The organism is Azospirillum largimobile, assembly GCF_977007025.2.
This window is the reverse complement of record NZ_CDRMUA020000002.1, coordinates 133526-149571: the sequence shown is the minus strand read 5'-3', so window position 1 is coordinate 149571 and position 16046 is coordinate 133526. Positions and strand designations below refer to the sequence as shown.

Annotated in this window: 14 protein-coding genes; 9 read left to right on the top strand and 5 right to left on the bottom strand. The window is 69.1% G+C overall.

Annotation, left to right across the window (positions count from 1 at the left end):
- The first annotated feature begins 34 nt into the window (after positions 1 to 34).
- Together ACWPKK_RS14050 and ACWPKK_RS14045 are read left to right on the top strand one after the other, a co-directional pair.
- Positions 35 to 1111: a putative 2-aminoethylphosphonate ABC transporter ATP-binding protein gene (locus ACWPKK_RS14050; protein WP_452005070.1), complete on the top strand. Its 1077-nt coding sequence runs from the start codon at positions 35 to 37 to the stop codon at positions 1109 to 1111.
- Positions 1108 to 2832, top strand: coding sequence for a putative 2-aminoethylphosphonate ABC transporter permease subunit (locus ACWPKK_RS14045; RefSeq protein WP_452005067.1), 1725 nt, complete (start codon positions 1108 to 1110; stop codon positions 2830 to 2832). The genes ACWPKK_RS14050 and ACWPKK_RS14045 overlap by 4 nt, the downstream gene beginning before the upstream one ends.
- A 361-nt stretch (positions 2833 to 3193) precedes the next feature.
- On the opposite strand, the gene ACWPKK_RS14040 is transcribed toward ACWPKK_RS14045, so the two are convergent.
- Positions 3194 to 4066, bottom strand: coding sequence for a LysR substrate-binding domain-containing protein (locus tag ACWPKK_RS14040; protein ID WP_452005065.1), 873 nt, complete (start codon positions 4064 to 4066; stop codon positions 3194 to 3196).
- 105 nt (positions 4067 to 4171) lie between these two features.
- Between ACWPKK_RS14040 and ACWPKK_RS14035 the strand changes: the two genes are divergently transcribed.
- From ACWPKK_RS14035 to ACWPKK_RS14020, 4 genes are read left to right on the top strand one after another with little or no spacing between them, the layout of a single operon-like run.
- Entirely contained in the window at positions 4172 to 5290 is a 1119-nt protein-coding gene (locus ACWPKK_RS14035; RefSeq protein WP_452005062.1) for a 2-aminoethylphosphonate--pyruvate transaminase, read from the top strand.
- 29 nt (positions 5291 to 5319) lie between these two features.
- A complete protein-coding gene (gene phnX, locus ACWPKK_RS14030; protein ID WP_452005059.1) occupies positions 5320 to 6150 on the top strand; it encodes a phosphonoacetaldehyde hydrolase in 831 nt (276 codons plus the stop codon).
- Positions 6147 to 7394, top strand: coding sequence for an NAD(P)/FAD-dependent oxidoreductase (locus tag ACWPKK_RS14025; protein ID WP_452005057.1), 1248 nt, complete (start codon positions 6147 to 6149; stop codon positions 7392 to 7394). The genes phnX and ACWPKK_RS14025 overlap by 4 nt, the downstream gene beginning before the upstream one ends.
- A gap of 28 nt (positions 7395 to 7422) precedes the next feature.
- On the top strand, positions 7423 to 8784 hold the full coding sequence (locus tag ACWPKK_RS14020) for an aspartate aminotransferase family protein (RefSeq protein ID WP_452005054.1): 1362 nt from the start codon (positions 7423 to 7425) through the stop codon (positions 8782 to 8784).
- Here ACWPKK_RS14020 and ACWPKK_RS14015 read toward each other — a convergent pair.
- Both ACWPKK_RS14015 and ACWPKK_RS14010 read right to left on the bottom strand, forming a co-directional pair.
- Positions 8781 to 11987, bottom strand: coding sequence for an efflux RND transporter permease subunit (locus ACWPKK_RS14015; protein WP_452005052.1), 3207 nt, complete (start codon positions 11985 to 11987; stop codon positions 8781 to 8783). The genes ACWPKK_RS14020 and ACWPKK_RS14015 overlap by 4 nt on opposite strands.
- On the bottom strand, positions 11984 to 13003 hold the full coding sequence (locus tag ACWPKK_RS14010; protein ID WP_452005049.1) for an efflux RND transporter periplasmic adaptor subunit: 1020 nt from the start codon (positions 13001 to 13003) through the stop codon (positions 11984 to 11986). The genes ACWPKK_RS14015 and ACWPKK_RS14010 overlap by 4 nt, the downstream gene beginning before the upstream one ends.
- A gap of 138 nt (positions 13004 to 13141) precedes the next feature.
- On the opposite strand from ACWPKK_RS14010, the gene ACWPKK_RS14005 reads away from it, so the two are divergent.
- Genes ACWPKK_RS14005 through ACWPKK_RS13995 form a run of 3 tightly spaced genes read left to right on the top strand, consistent with a single transcriptional unit; the run spans position 13142 to position 14192 of the window.
- The gene (locus ACWPKK_RS14005) at positions 13142 to 13345 is read left to right on the top strand and encodes a YgaP family membrane protein (protein ID WP_108547940.1); all 204 of its coding nucleotides are present in this window, start codon (positions 13142 to 13144) and stop codon (positions 13343 to 13345) included.
- A gap of 29 nt (positions 13346 to 13374) precedes the next feature.
- Positions 13375 to 13734 carry a carboxymuconolactone decarboxylase family protein gene (locus ACWPKK_RS14000; RefSeq protein ID WP_324868295.1) on the top strand — a complete coding sequence of 120 codons (360 nt, stop codon included), beginning with the start codon at positions 13375 to 13377 and terminating at the stop codon, positions 13732 to 13734.
- 20 nt (positions 13735 to 13754) lie between these two features.
- The gene (locus ACWPKK_RS13995) at positions 13755 to 14192 is read left to right on the top strand and encodes a DUF2141 domain-containing protein (protein ID WP_452005045.1); all 438 of its coding nucleotides are present in this window, start codon (positions 13755 to 13757) and stop codon (positions 14190 to 14192) included.
- Between the two features lie 13 nt (positions 14193 to 14205).
- On the opposite strand, the gene ACWPKK_RS13990 is transcribed toward ACWPKK_RS13995, so the two are convergent.
- The gene (locus ACWPKK_RS13990) at positions 14206 to 14670 is read right to left on the bottom strand and encodes a hypothetical protein (RefSeq protein WP_452005043.1); all 465 of its coding nucleotides are present in this window, start codon (positions 14668 to 14670) and stop codon (positions 14206 to 14208) included.
- The gene (gene pelG / locus ACWPKK_RS13985; protein ID WP_452005041.1) at positions 14667 to 16046 is read right to left on the bottom strand and encodes an exopolysaccharide Pel transporter PelG; all 1380 of its coding nucleotides are present in this window, start codon (positions 16044 to 16046) and stop codon (positions 14667 to 14669) included. The genes ACWPKK_RS13990 and pelG overlap by 4 nt, the downstream gene beginning before the upstream one ends.

Genomic DNA, 16046 nt, shown 5'->3' with positions numbered 1-16046 from the left:
CGTCCTTTCCGTTTCCCGCCGGGACATGCCGCCAATGACAGCCGCCAAGCCCCATCTCCGCCTGGACTCCATCGTCAAGACATTCGGCGCCTTCACCGCGCTGAAGGGCGTGTCGCTCGACATCCGGCGCGGCGAGTTCGTCTGCTTCCTCGGGCCGTCCGGCTGCGGCAAGACCACGCTGTTGCGGGTGATCGCCGGCCTTGACCCGCAGAGCGGCGGTACGGTGTGGCTGGGGGACCGCGACGTGTCGCGCCTGCCGCCCTCGGCGCGCGACTACGGCATCGTCTTCCAGTCCTACGCGCTGTTCCCGAACCTGACCGTCTACAAGAACGTCGCCTACGGCCTGAAGCTGGGCCGGGCCGCCGAACGGGCGCGGGTGGAGGAGTTGCTGGCGCTGGTCGGACTGCCCGACGCCGGACCGAAATACCCGGGCCAGCTTTCGGGCGGCCAGCAACAGCGGGTGGCGCTGGCCCGCGCGCTGGCGCCCTCCCCCGGCCTGCTTCTGCTGGACGAGCCTTTGTCGGCGCTCGACGCACGGGTGCGGCTGCATCTGCGCCGCCAGATCCGTGACCTGCACCGCCGGCTGGGCATCACCACCATCATGGTCACCCACGACCAGGAGGAGGCGCTGACCATGGCCGACCGCATCGTGGTGATGAACAACGGTGTGATCGAGCAGGTCGGCGCGCCGAACGAGGTCTATCACCGGCCGGCCAGCCCCTTCGTCGCCGATTTCGTGGGCGCGATGAATTTCCTGCCGGGCGTGCTTGAGGCGCCGGGCCGGGTGCGGCTGGGCGAGCACGGTTTCGACTGCGACGGCGACCATCTGTCCGCCACGGCTCCCGGTGCCGCCGTCACCGTCTGCCTGCGGCCGGAGGATGTGCAGGTGCGCGCGGCCGGCGGCGCCAACACGCTCGACGCGGTGATCGAAAGCCTGGAATTCCTCGGCCCCTTCCACCGCGCCCGGCTGGCCGCCGATGGGCTGGGCGACGCCCGCGTCACCGCCGACCTGTCGGCCAATCTGGTGCGCGACCTGTCGCTTGATCCCGGCCGCCGGCTGGCGGTGACCCTGCCGCGCGAGCGGCTGCGCGTGTTCGAGGCGACGCGATGAGCGCGCTCAGGGCAAATGCGCTGAAGCCGTCCTTTTTCGCCGCCCGCCAAACCGGCCGGCCGGTGGAGCGGGGCGAGCGCTGGCTTTTCGGTCTGGGAATGGGCGGGATCGCGCTGTTCCTGGCGCTGTTCGTCCTGCTGCCGCTGTGCGCGCTGTTCCTTCGCAGCCTTTATGATCGGGACGGCGCCTTCGTCGGGCTCGCCAACTTCGCCGCTTTCCTGGAGACGCCGACGCTGGTGCGGTCGGTGGTCAACAGCCTGACGCTGTCGCTGCTGACCACGGCCATCACGGTGACGCTGGCCTTCCTCTACGCCTTCTGCCTGACCCGCACCGCCATGGCGGGCAAAGGGGTGTTCCGGCTGCTGGCGCAGATCCCGCTGCTGGCGCCGTCGCTGCTGCCGGCCATCGCGCTGGTCTATCTCTTCGGCAACAAGGGCATCCTGCGCGGCCTGCTGATGGGGGAGAGCATCTACGGCCCCATCGGCATCGTGATGGGCGAGGTCTTCTACGCCTTCCCGCATGCGGTGATGATCCTGACGGTGGCGCTGTCGACCTCCGACGCCCGGCTCTACGAGGCGGCGGAGGCACTGGGGGCCGGGGCGTGGAAACGCTTCGTCACCATCACCCTGCCCGGCATTCGCTATGGCCTGATCTCCGCCGTCTTCGTGGTGTTCACGCTGGTGGTCACCGATTTCGGCGTGCCCAAGGTGATCGGCGGCTCCACCAACATGCTGGCGACCGACGTCTACAAGCAGGTGGTCGGCCTGCAGAATTTCGGCATGGGCGCGGTGGTGGGCATCGTCCTGCTTCTGCCGGCGGTGCTGGCCTTCGTCGCTGACTGGTTCGGCCAGCGCCGGCAGGTGGCGCTGCTGTCCGCCCGCTCGGTGCCGTTCCAGCCGCGCCCGAACCCGGTCGGCGACCGGCTGGCCTTCCTGTTCTGCGCGCTGGTCGGCGGCCTGCTGCTGGGGCTGCTGGGGGTGGCTGGTTTCGCCTCCATCGTCACCTTCTGGCCCTACAACCTGACGCCGACGCTGGCGAACTACGATTTCGCCGAGTTGGACGCAGCGGGCTGGAGCAGCTACGCCAACAGCCTGATCCTGGCCTTCTGGACCGCGCTGGCCGGTACCGCCATCGTCTTCACCGGCGCCTGGTTGGTGGAACGGGCGCCGGGGCGCGCGGTGATGAAGGGCACGGTGCGACTGATGGCGATCCTGCCGCTGGCGGTGCCGGGCATGGTTCTGGGGCTTGCCTACATCTTCTTCTTCAACGCGCCGTGGAACCCGCTGGGCTGGCTCTATCACGGCATGGCGATCCTGGTGCTGGCGACGGTGGCGCATTTCTACACCGTCAGCCATTTGACCGCCGTCACCGCCCTGAAGCAGCTGGATGCCGAGTTCGAAGCGGTGTCGGCCAGCCTGAAGGTGCCGGTCTGGTCCACCTTCCTGCGGGTGACGGTGCCCTTGTGCCTGCCGGCCATCCTCGACATCGCCATCTACTTCTTCGTCAACGCCATGACCACGGTGTCGGCGGTCGTCTTCCTCTATTCGCCGGACACCAAGCCGGCGTCGGTCGCCGTGCTGAACATGGACGACGCCGGCGAGGTGGCGGGGGCCGCCGCCATGGCGATGATGATCGTCCTCACCTCCGCCGTGGTCCGGGCGCTGCACGCCCTGCTGTCCTGGGCGCTGCAGCGGCGGACGCAGGCGTGGCGGCGAAGATAGTGCACGCTACGCTTTTTCTGCGCTCGATCACCTTTGAAGAATCAGAATATTCGATTCCGGATTGAGCTTGAGAAGCAGGTTATCGTAAAACCAGCCCGCAAGAAATGCGCCAAAAGAGATCAGGAAGTAAAATAGAGACACCCATATGGGAATTTTTACGTCGCTAAATCCGCCGATAACCAGAGTGGCTAGAAATCCAAACATGCATATTCCACCGATTATTCTCAGAGATATCTTCAGAATCGGCCGGAAAAACATGAGGATGTAAAAAGCTGCAGCTTTCATTTCAAAAAATTACCCAAGGTTGATCCCTGGGAGGATATTACCGCGAAGGTAATCTAACTCAAGCGAAACTGCACCCTCAAACTCCTTCCCGGGCCAGATCCAGGAACGCCCGCACCACCGCCAGCCGGCGGCGTTCGCGCAGGCAGACCACATATTCGTCCATTTCGATCTCGGCCCCGGCGATGGGCAGCAGGACCAGCCGCCCGTCGCCGGTGAATTCGGCGGCGGAGGTGAAGCCGATGCCAAGCCCCGCCGCCACCGCCTCCACCACCGCCTCGCGGCTTTGAATCTCGATGAATGCTGCGGGCGTGACCTCCGCCGCCGCCAGCGCCCGTTCGATCAGCCGGCGGGTCATCGATCCCGGCTCCCTCATTACCAGCCGTTCCGCCGCCAGATCGGTCAGCGCCACCGCCCGGCGCCGCGCCAGCGGATGGGCCTTCGGCAGCAGCACCCGCACCGGGTCGCGGCGCAGCGGCAGCACATAGAGCCGTGAGTCCCCCGGCACGTCGGCCAGCACCGCCACGTCGATCCGCGTCTCCATCAGCCCTTCCAGCATGGTCCGCGAGTTGCCGACCGCCAGCGTCACCGTCGGTCCCGGATGGGCGCGGGTGAAGCGGGCGATCAGCGGCACCGCGTGGAACGGCCCGTCGGCCCCCACCGCCAGCGTGCCGCCATCCAGATGCCGGACCCCGGCCAGCAGTTCCATCGCCTCCTGCTCCGCCGCGAACAGGCGGCGGGTGACGGCGAACAGCGCCGTGCCGACCTCCGTCAGCACCACCTGACGATTGCCGCGGTCGAACAGTGTGACGCCATAGGTCTCCTCCAGCGCCTTTACCTCCTGCGAACAGGTGGGCTGCGTCACGTTCAGCAGGCGGGCGGCCTTGGTGAATCCCCCCTCCGTCGCCACTGCATGGAAGGCGCGAAGCTGCGCGAAGTTCATTGATTTCATCTATGGACCCATAGGTCGAATGGATTGGATTTATGATAGGCGAACCGGCGTCATGGGGCCATTCCGTCCGTTACGGCTCCCTTCTTCCCTTCGGGATTTTCCCAGATGTCCGACCCTGTGCCCTATCTGCTGACCCCGGGCCCGCTGACCACCTCCGCCACCGTCAAGCAGGCGATGCTGCGCGACTGGGGATCGCGGGACGGCCGCTTCATCGCGCTGAATGCCGGCATCCGCGACCGGCTGGTGCGTCTGGCCGGCGGCAGCGCCGACAGCCATGTCGCGGTTCCGGTCCAGGGCTCCGGCACCTTCGCAGTGGAGGCGATGATCGGCACGCTGGTGCCGCGCGACAGCCGGCTGCTGGTGCTGGTCAACGGCGCCTACGGCACCCGCATGGTCCGCATCGCCGAGGTGGCCGGCCGCTCCGTCACCGCGCTGGAAACGGCGGAGGACCGGCCGGTGTCGCCCGCCGCGCTCGCCGACGCGCTGGACGCCGATCCGGCGATCACCCATGTCGCCGCCGTCCACTGCGAAACCACCTCCGGCATCCTCAACCCCATCGAGGCGGTGGCCGAGATCGTCCGGTCGCGTGGCCGCGCCCTGCTGATCGACGCCATGAGCGCCTTCGGCGCGCTGCCGCTCGACATGGTGGCGCTGGGCGCCGCGGCGGTCGCCGCATCCTCCAACAAGTGCCTGGAGGGGGTGCCGGGCATGGGCTTCGTCATCGCCCGCCGCGATGCGCTGGAAACCGCCAAGGGCAACGCCCACTCCCTGTCGCTCGACCTGCACGACCAGTGGCGCGGCTTCGAGGCGAACGCGCAGTGGCGCTTCACCCCGCCCACCCATGTGGTCGCCGCCTTCGCCCAAGCGCTGGACGAGCATGAGGCGGAAGGCGGCGTCGAGGGGCGGGGCGCCCGCTATCGCGCCAACGCCGCCATCCTGATCGAGGGCATGCGGGCGCTGGGCTTCGAGACGCTGCTGCCCGACCACCTGCAGGCCCCGATCATCGTCACCTTCCGCATGCCGGCCGACCCGGCCTTCGTCTTCGCCGAGTTCTACGACAGGCTGCGCCAGCGCGGCTTCGTCATCTATCCCGGCAAGCTGACGGTGGCCGACAGCTTCCGCATCGGCTGCATCGGCCGGCTGGGCGCGGAGGAGATGACCGCCGCCATCGCCGCCATCCACGCCACCCTGTCCGAGATGGGCGTCGCCTCCGGCACCCCCTGACCCCCCCTTCCGCTCGAAAGCCCAATCCCATGAGCTTCGTCTATTCGCGCCGCTACACCGGCCCGCTGCAGGCCGTCATCCTCGACTGGGCCGGGACCACGGTGGACCATGGCTGCCTCGCCCCGGCCGGCGCCTTCATGGAGGCCTTCCGCCGCTCCGGCGTCACCATCACGCTGGAGCAGGCCCGCGCCCCCATGGGCATGGCCAAGTGGCACCACATCCAGGCGATCACCCGCATGGCGCCGGTGGCCGAGGCCTGGACCGCGGTGCATGGCGCCGCCCCGACCGACGCCGACGTCGACCGGCTCTATGAGACCTTCCTGCCCCTGCAGGTGGATGTGGTGGCACAGCATTCCGACCTGATCCCCGGCACGGCGGAGACGGTCGCCGCCATGCGGGCACGCGGGCTGAAGATCGGCTCGACCACCGGCTATCCGCGCCCAGTGATGGATGTGGTGCAGCGGGTGGCGGCCGCGCAGGGCTATCAGCCCGACATCACCGTCTGCGCCGGGGAGACGCCGGCCGGGCGCCCTGGTCCGGCGATGGCTCTGCGCTGCGTCGTCGAGCTGTCGGTCTCACCGGTCGAGGCCTGCGTGAAGATCGGCGACACCGTCGTCGATGTGGAAGAGGGGCTGAACGCCGGCATGTGGACCATCGCGGTGGCCGACACCGGCAACGAGGTCGGCCTGCCGCTCGCCGACTGGCAGGCGCTGGCACAGGACCGGCGCGACGCGCTGCACGCCGCGGCGGCCGACCGGCTGGCGCGGGCCGGCGCCCATTACGTGGTGCGCTCGCTGGCCGAGGCGCTGCCGCTGCTCGACGCCATCGAAGCGCGGCTTGCGCGCGGCGAGAAGCCGTGACCGCAAGCCCTGCCCCTATCGACAGCGCCGACATCGTCTTGGTCGGCGCCGGCATCCTGGGGCTGGCGGTCGCCTGGGCGCTGGGGCGGGCGCTGGGGACCGGCGGTGGACGGTCGGTTCTGGTGGTCGACCGTCATCCGCCCTCGACCCAGGCCACGGCGCGGGCCGCCGCCCTGCTGACCCGCGCCCGAGGCGACGTCGCGACGGCGGCGCTGGTGCGGGACACCTACACCGCGATCACGAGCCTGGAAGAGGAGTTGGGCGAGGATCTCGGCCTGCGGCGGGTCGGCACCCTGCATGTCGCCGCCAGCGCCGCGCGCGTCGATGCCCTACGCACCCTGGTCACCGCCGGCACCGATCCGGTGGACTGGCTGGACGGCGACGGCGCCGCCCGCCTCGCCCCCTGCCTGTCGACCGAGGCGGTCGAGCGTGCCGCCTTCATGCCGCTGGACGGCTTCATCGATCCGGTGCGGCTGGCCGACGCCTACCGCCGATCGGCCCGCCATGCCGGTGTCCGGATCAGCACCGGCCTGTCTGTGCAGGCGATCCGGGTGGAGCGCGGTCGTGTGGCGGGCATCGGTACCGACCGGGGCTTCATCGCTGCACCGGTGGTGGTGAATGCCGCCGGAGCCTGGGCGGCCGGACTGGCGTGGTCCGCCGGGGTCGGACTGCCGCAGGCGCCGGTGCGCAGCCAGTATTGGATCACCGAGCCGCGCCCCGACCTGTTTCCCCACGACCTGCCCGTGCTTGTCATGCCCGATGCCGGCGCCTATGCCCGGCCGGAACTGGGGGCGCTGCTGTTCGGGCTGCGCGGGCGCCGGTCGCTGGCGCTCGACCTGGCACGGCTTCCCCACGACACGGCCGGGCTCGACCTCGACGATTCGGACGGCGGGCTGGAGACGCTGGAGGAGGGCTGGCAGGCATTGGCGCGGCTCTGTCCGCCGCTGCTCCAGGCCGGCATCGCCCATTACGTCTCCGGCCTGTCCACCTACACCGCCGACGGCCGCTTCGTGCTGGGGCCGGTTCCGGAGGTGGAGGGGCTGTTCATGGCGACGGGCTGCTGCGGTGCCGGCATCGCCGCGTCGGGGGGCATCGGCCGAACGGTGGCGGCAGCCGTCCTGGGCCAGCCGGGACCGGTAAACCTCGCCCCCTTCGCGCCCGGCCGGCTCGGCGCGCTCGATCCCTTCTCCGCGACGCTGCGCGAGGCCTGCGCCGCCGCACGCTCCGGCAAGACCGGCGGCTGACGGACCGACTGACAGTAAGGAAGACCCGATGCAGGCCGACCGTTCCGAAGGCGACATCAACCTTGGCCCACGGCGCGCGCGCTGGATGGCCGAGGCGCTCGGCCCCCGTTCCCGCGCCCTGGTGGAGCGCGATGCCGCCGCCTTCCTGAGACAGTCGCTGTCCACCCCCTGCCTGTCGGCGATCCGCAAGGCGGAGGGCATCTGGATCGAGGACATGGACGGCCGCCGCTTCATGGATTTCCATGGCAACAGCGTCCATCACATCGGTTACGCCCACCCCCGGCTGGTGGCAGCGCTGAAGGCGCAGATGGACGATCTGAGCTTCGCCCCGCGCCGCTTCGCCTGCGAGCCGGCTGCCGAACTGGCGGAGCGGCTGGCGGCATTGGCCCCGACCGGCCCCGGCAGCCGCGTGCTGTTCGCGCCCGGCGGGTCGGAGGGGATCGAGATCGCGCTGAAGCTGGCCCGCGTCGCCACCGGCCGCTTCAAGACCGTCTCCTTCTGGGATGCCTTCCATGGCGCCGGCTTCGGCGCGTCCGGCGTCGGCGGCGAGGCACTGTTCCGCTCCCACGGGATCGGGCCGCTGCTGCCGGGGGCGGAGCATGTGGCGCCTTTCGCCTGCGCCCGCTGCCCCTACGGCTTCGACCCCGCCCCCGGCGGCGGTCCCGACCTGGATGCCTGCCGGATGACATGCGCGCGGATGCTGCGCTATGTCCTGGAGAAGGAGGGTGACGTCGCTGCCGTGGTGGCGGAACCGGTGCGCGCCGTGCCCTATGTGCCGCCGCCGGGATTCTGGGCGGAGGTCCGGCGGGCCTGCGACGCGGCCGGCGCCCTGCTGATCTTCGACGAGATCCCGACCGGCCTCGGCAAGACCGGCAGCCTGTTCAGCCACGAGCCGTTCGGCGCGCGGCCGGACATCCTGGTGTTGGGCAAGGCGTTGGGCGGCGCCATGCTGCCGCTGTCCGCGGTGATCGCCCGCGCCGGGCTGGACGTCGCCGCCGACCGCGCGCTCGGTCACTACACCCACGAGAAGAACCCGCTGCTCGCCCGCGCCGGCCTGACCACGTTGGATATCATCCGCGACGAAGGGCTGGTGGAGCGCGCCGCCGAGTTGGGCGCTTATGCGCTGGACCGCCTGCGCGACCACACCGCGGCTCTGCCCGGCATCGCCGACATCCGCGGTGCGGGGCTGCTGATCGGAGTGGAACTGGCCGACCATGACGGCCGCAGCGCAGCCGACCGGGCGGAAGTAGCATTCTATGCGGCACTGGAGGGCGGGGTCAGCCTGAAGATCTCGCAAGGGACGGTGTTGACGCTTTCCCCGCCGCTGACCATCCCGCGTGCCGACCTCGACCGTGCGCTGGCGGTCGTCACTACGGCGCTGTCCGCTTAGCGGGCGGTCCCGCCGCGGAGCGCGACGTAGATGGCGGGGATGACCAGCACGGTCAGCAGGGTGGAGCTGGCAAGCCCGAACAGCATGGAGATCGCCAGCCCCTGGAAGATCGGGTCGGTCAGGATGAAGGCCGCCCCGATCATCGCGGCCAGCGCCGTCAGCAGGATCGGTTTGAAGCGGATCGCCCCGGCCTCCAGCACGATGTCGCGGATCGCGCCGCTGCCAGCCTGCAGATGACGGATGAAATCGACCAGCAGGATGGAGTTGCGGACAATGATCCCGGCCAGCGCGATGAAGCCGATCATCGAGGTGGCGGTGAAGGGTGCGGCGAACAGCCAATGGCCGATCAGGATGCCGATCAGCGTCAGCGGCACCGGGACCAGGATGACCAGCGGCAGCTTGAAGCTGCCGAACTGGGCCACCACCAGCAGATAGATGCCGAGGATGGCGACGGCGAAGGCCGCCCCCATGTCGCGGAAGGTGACATAGGTGATCTCCCATTCGCCGTCCCACAGGATGACGGGTCGGGTTTCGTCCGCCGGCTGGCCGTGCAGCCGCACCTCCGGCGGGCGGTCCAGCCCGACGGCGCGCCAGTCGATCTCCGACAAACGGTCCTGCACCGCCAACATGCCGTAGATCGGCGCCTCGAAACTGCCGGCCAGCTCCGCCTGCACCATTTCGGCGAAACGCCCGTCACGCCGGAAGACGGTGTAGGAGGCGGGCTCCCTGGTCATGGTGACGAGGTTGCCCAGTTCCACCGACCCGCGCCGGCCGGGCACCGGCGTCGCCAGCACGCGCTCCGACAGGAACAGGTCCGATTTCGGCAGGCGGACGGAGATTTCCATGGGCAGCCGTCCGGCGCCGCGATGGGAATAGCCGACCGGCACGCCGCCGAGCAGCGCCTGCAGCGTGTCGTAGACCGCCTGCTCCTCGACGCCGAAGAACTCCAGATTGCCGTGGTCTAGCGCGAAGCGCAGGCGCTCCCCCGGCTGGCGGACGGTGCCGTCGATGTCGACGACGAAATCGACCCGCCGGAACGCCTCCCGGACCAGAGCGGCGGTCTCGCGACGTGTCTCCGCATCCGGGCCGTAAACCTCGGCCAGCAGCGTGGACAGCACGGGCGGCCCCGGCGGGACCTCCACCACCTTCACCACGGTTCCCGCGGGGAAGGGAACGGCGGCAAGGCGCCGGCGCAGGTCGATCGCCACGTCGTGGCTGGCGCGCGCACGCTCCGCCCTGGGTGCCAGATTGACCTGCAGATCGCCCTGGGCCGGCTGGCGGCGCAGATAGGAATGACGGACCAGGCCGTTGAAGTTGAAGGGAGAGGCTGTGCCGGCATAGGCCTGGATGCCGGTCAGCTCCGGCAGGCCGGCGATGCGGTCGGCGGCGGCGAACAGCGCGCGTTCCGTATCCTCCAGCGAGGCGCCCTCCGGCAGGTCGACGACCACCTGAAGCTCCGACTTGTTGTCGAAGGGCAGCAGCTTGACGGTCACGTCCTTGCTGTAGAACAGCAGGAGCGAGGCCAGCGTGGCGACGCCCACCGCCAGCAGGAAGACCCAGGCCGACCGTCTGCTGCGCACCACCGGACGCGCCGCCGCCAGATAGAGCCGGCCGAGACGCCCGCCATGGCTCTCCCCGCCCCCATGATGGCCATGCGCGGGCGGCATCTCGCCGCGCCTCAGCTTCACCATCAGCCAGGGCGTCAGCACCATGGCGACGAAGAAGCTGAAGAGCATGGCAGCGGACGCGTTGGCTGGGATCGGGCTCATGTACGGCCCCATCAGGCCGGAGACGAACATCATCGGCAGCAGGGCGGCGACCACCGTCAGGGTGGCGACGATGGTGGGGTTGCCGACCTCCGCCACCGCCTCTATGGCGGCCTGGATGCGGGATCGGCCATCGCGCATCGACCAGTGGCGGTCGATGTTCTCCACCACCACGATGGCGTCGTCCACCAGGATGCCGATGGAGAAGATCAGCGCGAACAGGCTGACGCGGTTGATGGTGTAGCCCATCGCCCAGGACGCGAACATGGTCAGCAGGATCGTGGTCGGGATGACCACGAAGACCACCGCCCCCTCGCGCCAGCCGATGGCAAGTGCCACCAGAAGCACGATGGACAGGGTGGCGAGCGCCAGATGGAACAGCAGCTCGTCCACCTTCTCGTCCGCCGTCTCGCCATAGTTCCGGGTGACGGCGACCTCCAGATCCTTGGGCAGTCCGGCGGAGCGCAGGGCGTCGAGGCGCCCCAGCACATGGTCGGCGATGACCACGGCATTCGCCCCCGCCCGCTTGGCAACGGCGATGGTGACCGCCGGCACGCGGACCAGACCGCCCTTGCCGTCCGGCGTCATATGCCAGGCCCGCGCCTCCTCCGGCCGGGCGCCGACGATCACGTCGGCGACGTCCTTCACATAGACCGGGCGCCCGTCGCGCGTGGTCAGCAGCAGCAGGCCGATGTCGGGAACGCCCTGCAGGGTCTGCCCGGCCACCGCCGGCAGGCTGCCGCCGCGCGAGCGCAGCTGTCCGACCTGGAAGGAGCGGTTGGCGTTCTTCACCTTCTCGACCAGCTGGTTCAGCGTGACGCCGGCCAGCGCCAGACGTTCCGGGTCCGGTTCCACCCGGATCTGGTCCGGCCGGCCGCCGACGATGTAGGTCAGGCCGACATCGTCGGTCTTCACCAATTCGGCCAGCATGCGGTCGGCCGCCGTCCACAGCGCGTTGTCGTCCCAGCGCGCCGCCGCCTCTGCGTGGGGAAACAGCGTCAGCGTCAGGATCGCCACGTCGTCGATGCCGCGGCCGACGACCAGCGGTTCCGGAATGCCGAGCGGCATGCGGTCGTAATTGGCGCGCAGTTTCTCATGCACGCGCAGGATGGCGTTGTCGGAGGGCGTGCCGACGACGAAGCGCGCCGTGACGACGGCGCCGTCGTCAACCGTCTGGCTATAGACATGCTCGACGCCGTCGATCGCCTTGACGATCTCCTCCAGCGGCTTGGTCACCAGCTCCACCGCGTCGTCGGCGCGCAGCCCGTCGGCGCGGACATGGACGTCGACCATCGGCACGCTGATCTGCGGTTCCTCCTCGCGCGGGAGGGAGAGCAGGGCGACGGTCCCGACCACCAGCGAGGCCAGCAGAATCAGAGGGGTCAGCGGCGAGCGGATGAAGGTCCGCGTCAGCCAGCCGGACAGGCCGAGCCTCATCGCGCCGCCCCCGCCTTCACGATCACGTCGCCGGGCCGCAGGCCGGACAGGATCTCGATGGCGCCCGTATCGTCGCCGGAAACCGGCCGCCCGGCTTGCACCGGGATCTCCGACCCGTCGGCGAGGCGCACCACGTCCAGGCCCATCCGCCGGGTCAGGTAGTCCTGCGGAATGAGGATCGCCTCGCGGCTGCCGGTGGCGACCAGAACCCGCACCCGCTCGCCGACGAAATAGTCACCGAGGCCCGAGACCTCGGCATCCGCGACCACCTGTCCGTCCTCCAGTTCGGGATAGACCCGACGCACCGTTCCGCGGGAAAGGCCCGCCGCCGAATCCGGCGCAAGGCCGCGGGCGCCGACCAGCACGGGATCGCCCTGCTTCATGAAGCGGGCATGCCGCTCGGGCAGGCGCAGGCGCAGCAGATAGCTTTCCGTGGCGATGGTCGCCACCGCCTCCCCCGGCAGCACGACGACGCCGTCGACCAGCGGCACCTGCAGGACCCGGCCGGCCGCGGGGGCCAGCACGTTGCCCTCGCGAAGCTGCTGTTCGACCACGGCGCGGTCGGCCTTCATGGCGGCCATCTGGGCGCGCACCACGTCGAGCGCGGTCGTCGCGTCGTCGAGCTTCTGCTGGCTGCCGATGCCGGTGGCGCGAAGCTGGCGGGCGCGTTCGAGCTCGATCTCCGCCTGGCGCTGCTGCGCCTGGAGCGACTGCAGGCGCGCGTCGAGCGCCGCGATCTGCAGCGGAAGCTTCGGATCGCCGACCGTGGCGATCACCTGCCCCACCGCCACCCGGTCGCCTTCCCGCACCGTCAGGCCGGACAGCGTGCCGCCGATCCGCGTGCGTGCCTTGGCCTGACGGACGCTGTCCACCGTGGCGAACACGGACTTCAGATCCTCGACGGGGCGGCTTTCGACGGTCACGCGGCCCTCCTCCGCCGCAAGCGGAGTGGAAAGGCAACACAGCAGGAGGGCGAGAATGGAAAGCGCCGGAAGGGCGCTCTTGCGGGTGCTCATGATGGGAAGCCCTGGCCTATGGCTCTCGGTTTGACGCTTGACCATTTAATAAGATAAATCTAATTTAGCGTCAACGAATGCATTGGCGGCTCGCCGGGCAAGGCGACGCCCCGGTTGGACTCTCACCGGAGTGGACACATGAACATCGACCGCATCGTCATGGCCTTCGCCGGAACCGTCATCCTGGCCGGCCTCGCCCTGTCGCAGCTTCACAGCATGGCGTGGCTGTGGCTGCCCGCCTTCGTCGGCGCGAACATGCTGCAGGCCGCCTTCACCGGCTTCTGCCCGCTGGCCATCGTGCTGAAGAAGGCCGGCGCCCGCCCCGGCTGCGCCTTCAACTGATCTCCACCGCTCACAGAAGGATAGGTTTCATGCACAAGAACTGGCCCGACATGACGGTCGAGCTGTCCGGAGCCATCCGCGAACTGCGCGGCGGCGCGCCGGAGGTGATGAAGGCCTTTTCCGGCATGGCCCAGGCGGCGCTGAAGGCGAACGCCCTGGATACCAAGACCAAGGAACTGGTCGCGCTGGGCATCGCCGTCGCCATCCGCTGCGACGGCTGCGTCGCCTTCCACGCCGAGGCCGCGGTGAAGCAGGGCGCCACCCGCGAGGAGATTATGGAGACCATGGGCATGGCCGTCTACATGGGCGCCGGCCCCTCCGTCATGTATGCGGCGCAGGCGCTGGAAGCCTATGACCAGTTCGCGGAAAAGGCTAAGGTCACGGCCTGAACGACCGGACAGGGACGACCATGAAACACCTCGCGCTTCTCCTCGCCGCCATAACCCTGTTCGCGGGCGGCACGGTCATGGACGGCACGGCGGCGGCGGCAGACCTTGCCGTTTCGGTCGGCCCCGTCCGGGACGCGGCGGGGCAGGTGAAGGTCGTCCTGTACGATCGCCCGGACAGCTTCCGCAAGGAGGCGCAAAGCCGCGCCATCCAGGCTGTTCCGGCGGCGCCCGGCACGGTGGAGGTGGTCTTCCGCGACCTTCCCGCCGGCACTTATGCGATCATGGCCTATCATGACGAGGACGCGAGCGGCGATATGAACCGCTTCCTCGGCATGATCCCCACGGAAGGCTATGCCTTGAGCAACGATCCCGAAGTGACCGGCCCACCCTCCTTCGAGGCGTCGGCCTTCGCACTCCCGGCCGCGGGCTCCAAACTCAAGCTGTCGCTGCGTTATTGAGCGGCGCCGACTGTCAGCCGCCGATGTAGTGCGGCATCAGCTTCGCCTGATCGCCGATCCAGACGCTGCAGCGGCTGTCCTGGTTGCGGAAGAAATAGACCTTGCCGGGCTGGCGCCGGTTCTGCGGATCCAACAGGTTGGCGCCGCCGGAAAAGGCGACGCCATAGCGGAACTCCGGCGTCGCCGCCCAATAGAGGCCATCGATCTCCTGCAGGAAGGCGCCGCGCCGGCACAGGTGCGACAGGGTGCGGTCGAAGGTGGCGAGGCCCTTCAGTCCCTGCGGCAGGGCGTAGACGCGGCGGCTTTCGGTGCGGCGCGGGCGCGGCTCGTGACCCGGCGGCGGGGCCTCGTAGGCGCGGAAGGGCGGGCGCAGATGGCCTGGGACGGTCCGGTCGGTGGGCAGCACCTCCTGCGCTCCGGCGGACAGATGAGGCAGGAGGGCGGCCAGCGTCGCGACGGTCAGGAGTAGGCGGGTCATCGCACCGACGGGTTGTTGGCGACAAAGGCGAAATAGGGCAGTCGCCGCACCGCGTCCGCCACCATCAGATAGGCGACCGCAAAGGCGATCAGCGAGCTGAGGAAATAGCCGTAGCCGTACCACGGGAAGCCCATCCGGCTGAACAGCAGGGTGAAGCCGGCGTTGGCGGCCAGATAGACCAGCTGCACCGTCAGATTCCGCGCGCGCAGGTCGAAATAGGCCAGGATCACCGTGCAGAACAGGAACAGCACTTGGAAGAAGGCGCCCAGCACGCCGAAGCGGAACATGCCGATCTGCTGGTACTGCAGGCCGATGGCGCCGACGATGGTGGGTGCGAGGAAGATGCAGACGGCGCAGACCGCGCCTTGCAGGATCACCAGATTGCGGCTGCTGTCCAGCAGGGCGGCGATGATGGCGCGGTGGTTGCGGGCGATCTGGTCGAAGGTCGCGTGCTTCTGGATGTCGCGGTAGAAGCCCTGGTAATGCTCGAAGAAGCGGGTCTCGATGTTCACCGTGAACAGGGTCAGCGCCGGCAGCGTCGTCAGGTAGGCGACGAACATGGCGCCGTCATAGGCGCTGTAGATTGCCATGGCGCCGGAGACGATCTCGCGTTCCGGCGCGAACCACATGATCCATTTGTCGGTCCACACCGCGGCGTTGGCGAGCAGGCCGATCAGGGCGAGGTCCCAATAGCGCCTGAAGTAGGACAGGAAGTCGAACAGCCGGCCGACGGGATAGGGATATTCGGCAAGCACCCGCGCGATCAGACCGAACTGGATCACCGCCAGCCCGGCGGAAAAGCCCCAGACCATCCCGGCGGCACCATAGCGGTCGCCCAGCAGCAGCGTGGCGGCCATGCCAACCGCCATGCCGACGCCGAAGGCGATGGTGACGGCCAGATAGTCCTTCAGCGCCGACAGGAAGATCGACACCACCCAGATGCCGCAGACCAGGAAGAAGTTGGCCAACCCGCCCAGCATCACCGGCAGCGGCAGCCCGCTGAACAGCGGATAGAAGGGTCCGGCGGTCAGTGCGGCGATGGTGTAGGCAAGCCCCAGCGTCGCCAGCAGCATTCCAGGCGCCGCCTCCACCTCCTTGGCATAGATGGCGTCGGCGAGATAGCGGGTGGCGACCATCACCAGCGGCCCGGTGAAGACCACCGAGAAGCAGAAATTGTAGATCACCACCACGCGGAACAGCGTCAACTGCTCCACCCCCACCAGATCGCGGCCGATCAGGGTGATGCCGGCCAGCGCCAAGATGGTGAACATCCACGGCCCCGACGTGATGAAGGCGGAATGGGCGTAGCCCTGCAGCACGCCCAGCAAATCGTCGCGCCGGGCCAGCCGGCGGAGCGCGAAGCCGATGCCGGCCAT

Coding starts and splice junctions, on each gene's coding strand:
- ACWPKK_RS13990 (WP_452005043.1), bottom strand. CDS start 14,670: ATGACCCGCCTACTCCTGACCGTCGCGACGCTGGCCGCCCTCCTGCCT.
- ACWPKK_RS14005 (WP_108547940.1), top strand. CDS start 13,142: ATGAACATCGACCGCATCGTCATGGCCTTCGCCGGAACCGTCATCCTG.
- ACWPKK_RS14020 (WP_452005054.1), top strand. CDS start 7,423: ATGCAGGCCGACCGTTCCGAAGGCGACATCAACCTTGGCCCACGGCGC.
- ACWPKK_RS14045 (WP_452005067.1), top strand. CDS start 1,108: ATGAGCGCGCTCAGGGCAAATGCGCTGAAGCCGTCCTTTTTCGCCGCC.
- ACWPKK_RS14010 (WP_452005049.1), bottom strand. CDS start 13,003: ATGAGCACCCGCAAGAGCGCCCTTCCGGCGCTTTCCATTCTCGCCCTC.
- ACWPKK_RS14040 (WP_452005065.1), bottom strand. CDS start 4,066: ATGAAATCAATGAACTTCGCGCAGCTTCGCGCCTTCCATGCAGTGGCG.
- ACWPKK_RS14015 (WP_452005052.1), bottom strand. CDS start 11,987: ATGAGGCTCGGCCTGTCCGGCTGGCTGACGCGGACCTTCATCCGCTCG.
- ACWPKK_RS14000 (WP_324868295.1), top strand. CDS start 13,375: ATGCACAAGAACTGGCCCGACATGACGGTCGAGCTGTCCGGAGCCATC.
- ACWPKK_RS14035 (WP_452005062.1), top strand. CDS start 4,172: ATGTCCGACCCTGTGCCCTATCTGCTGACCCCGGGCCCGCTGACCACC.
- ACWPKK_RS14050 (WP_452005070.1), top strand. CDS start 35: ATGACAGCCGCCAAGCCCCATCTCCGCCTGGACTCCATCGTCAAGACA.
- ACWPKK_RS13995 (WP_452005045.1), top strand. CDS start 13,755: ATGAAACACCTCGCGCTTCTCCTCGCCGCCATAACCCTGTTCGCGGGC.
- pelG (WP_452005041.1), bottom strand. CDS start 16,046: ATGGCCGGCATCGGCTTCGCGCTCCGCCGGCTGGCCCGGCGCGACGAT.
- phnX (WP_452005059.1), top strand. CDS start 5,320: ATGAGCTTCGTCTATTCGCGCCGCTACACCGGCCCGCTGCAGGCCGTC.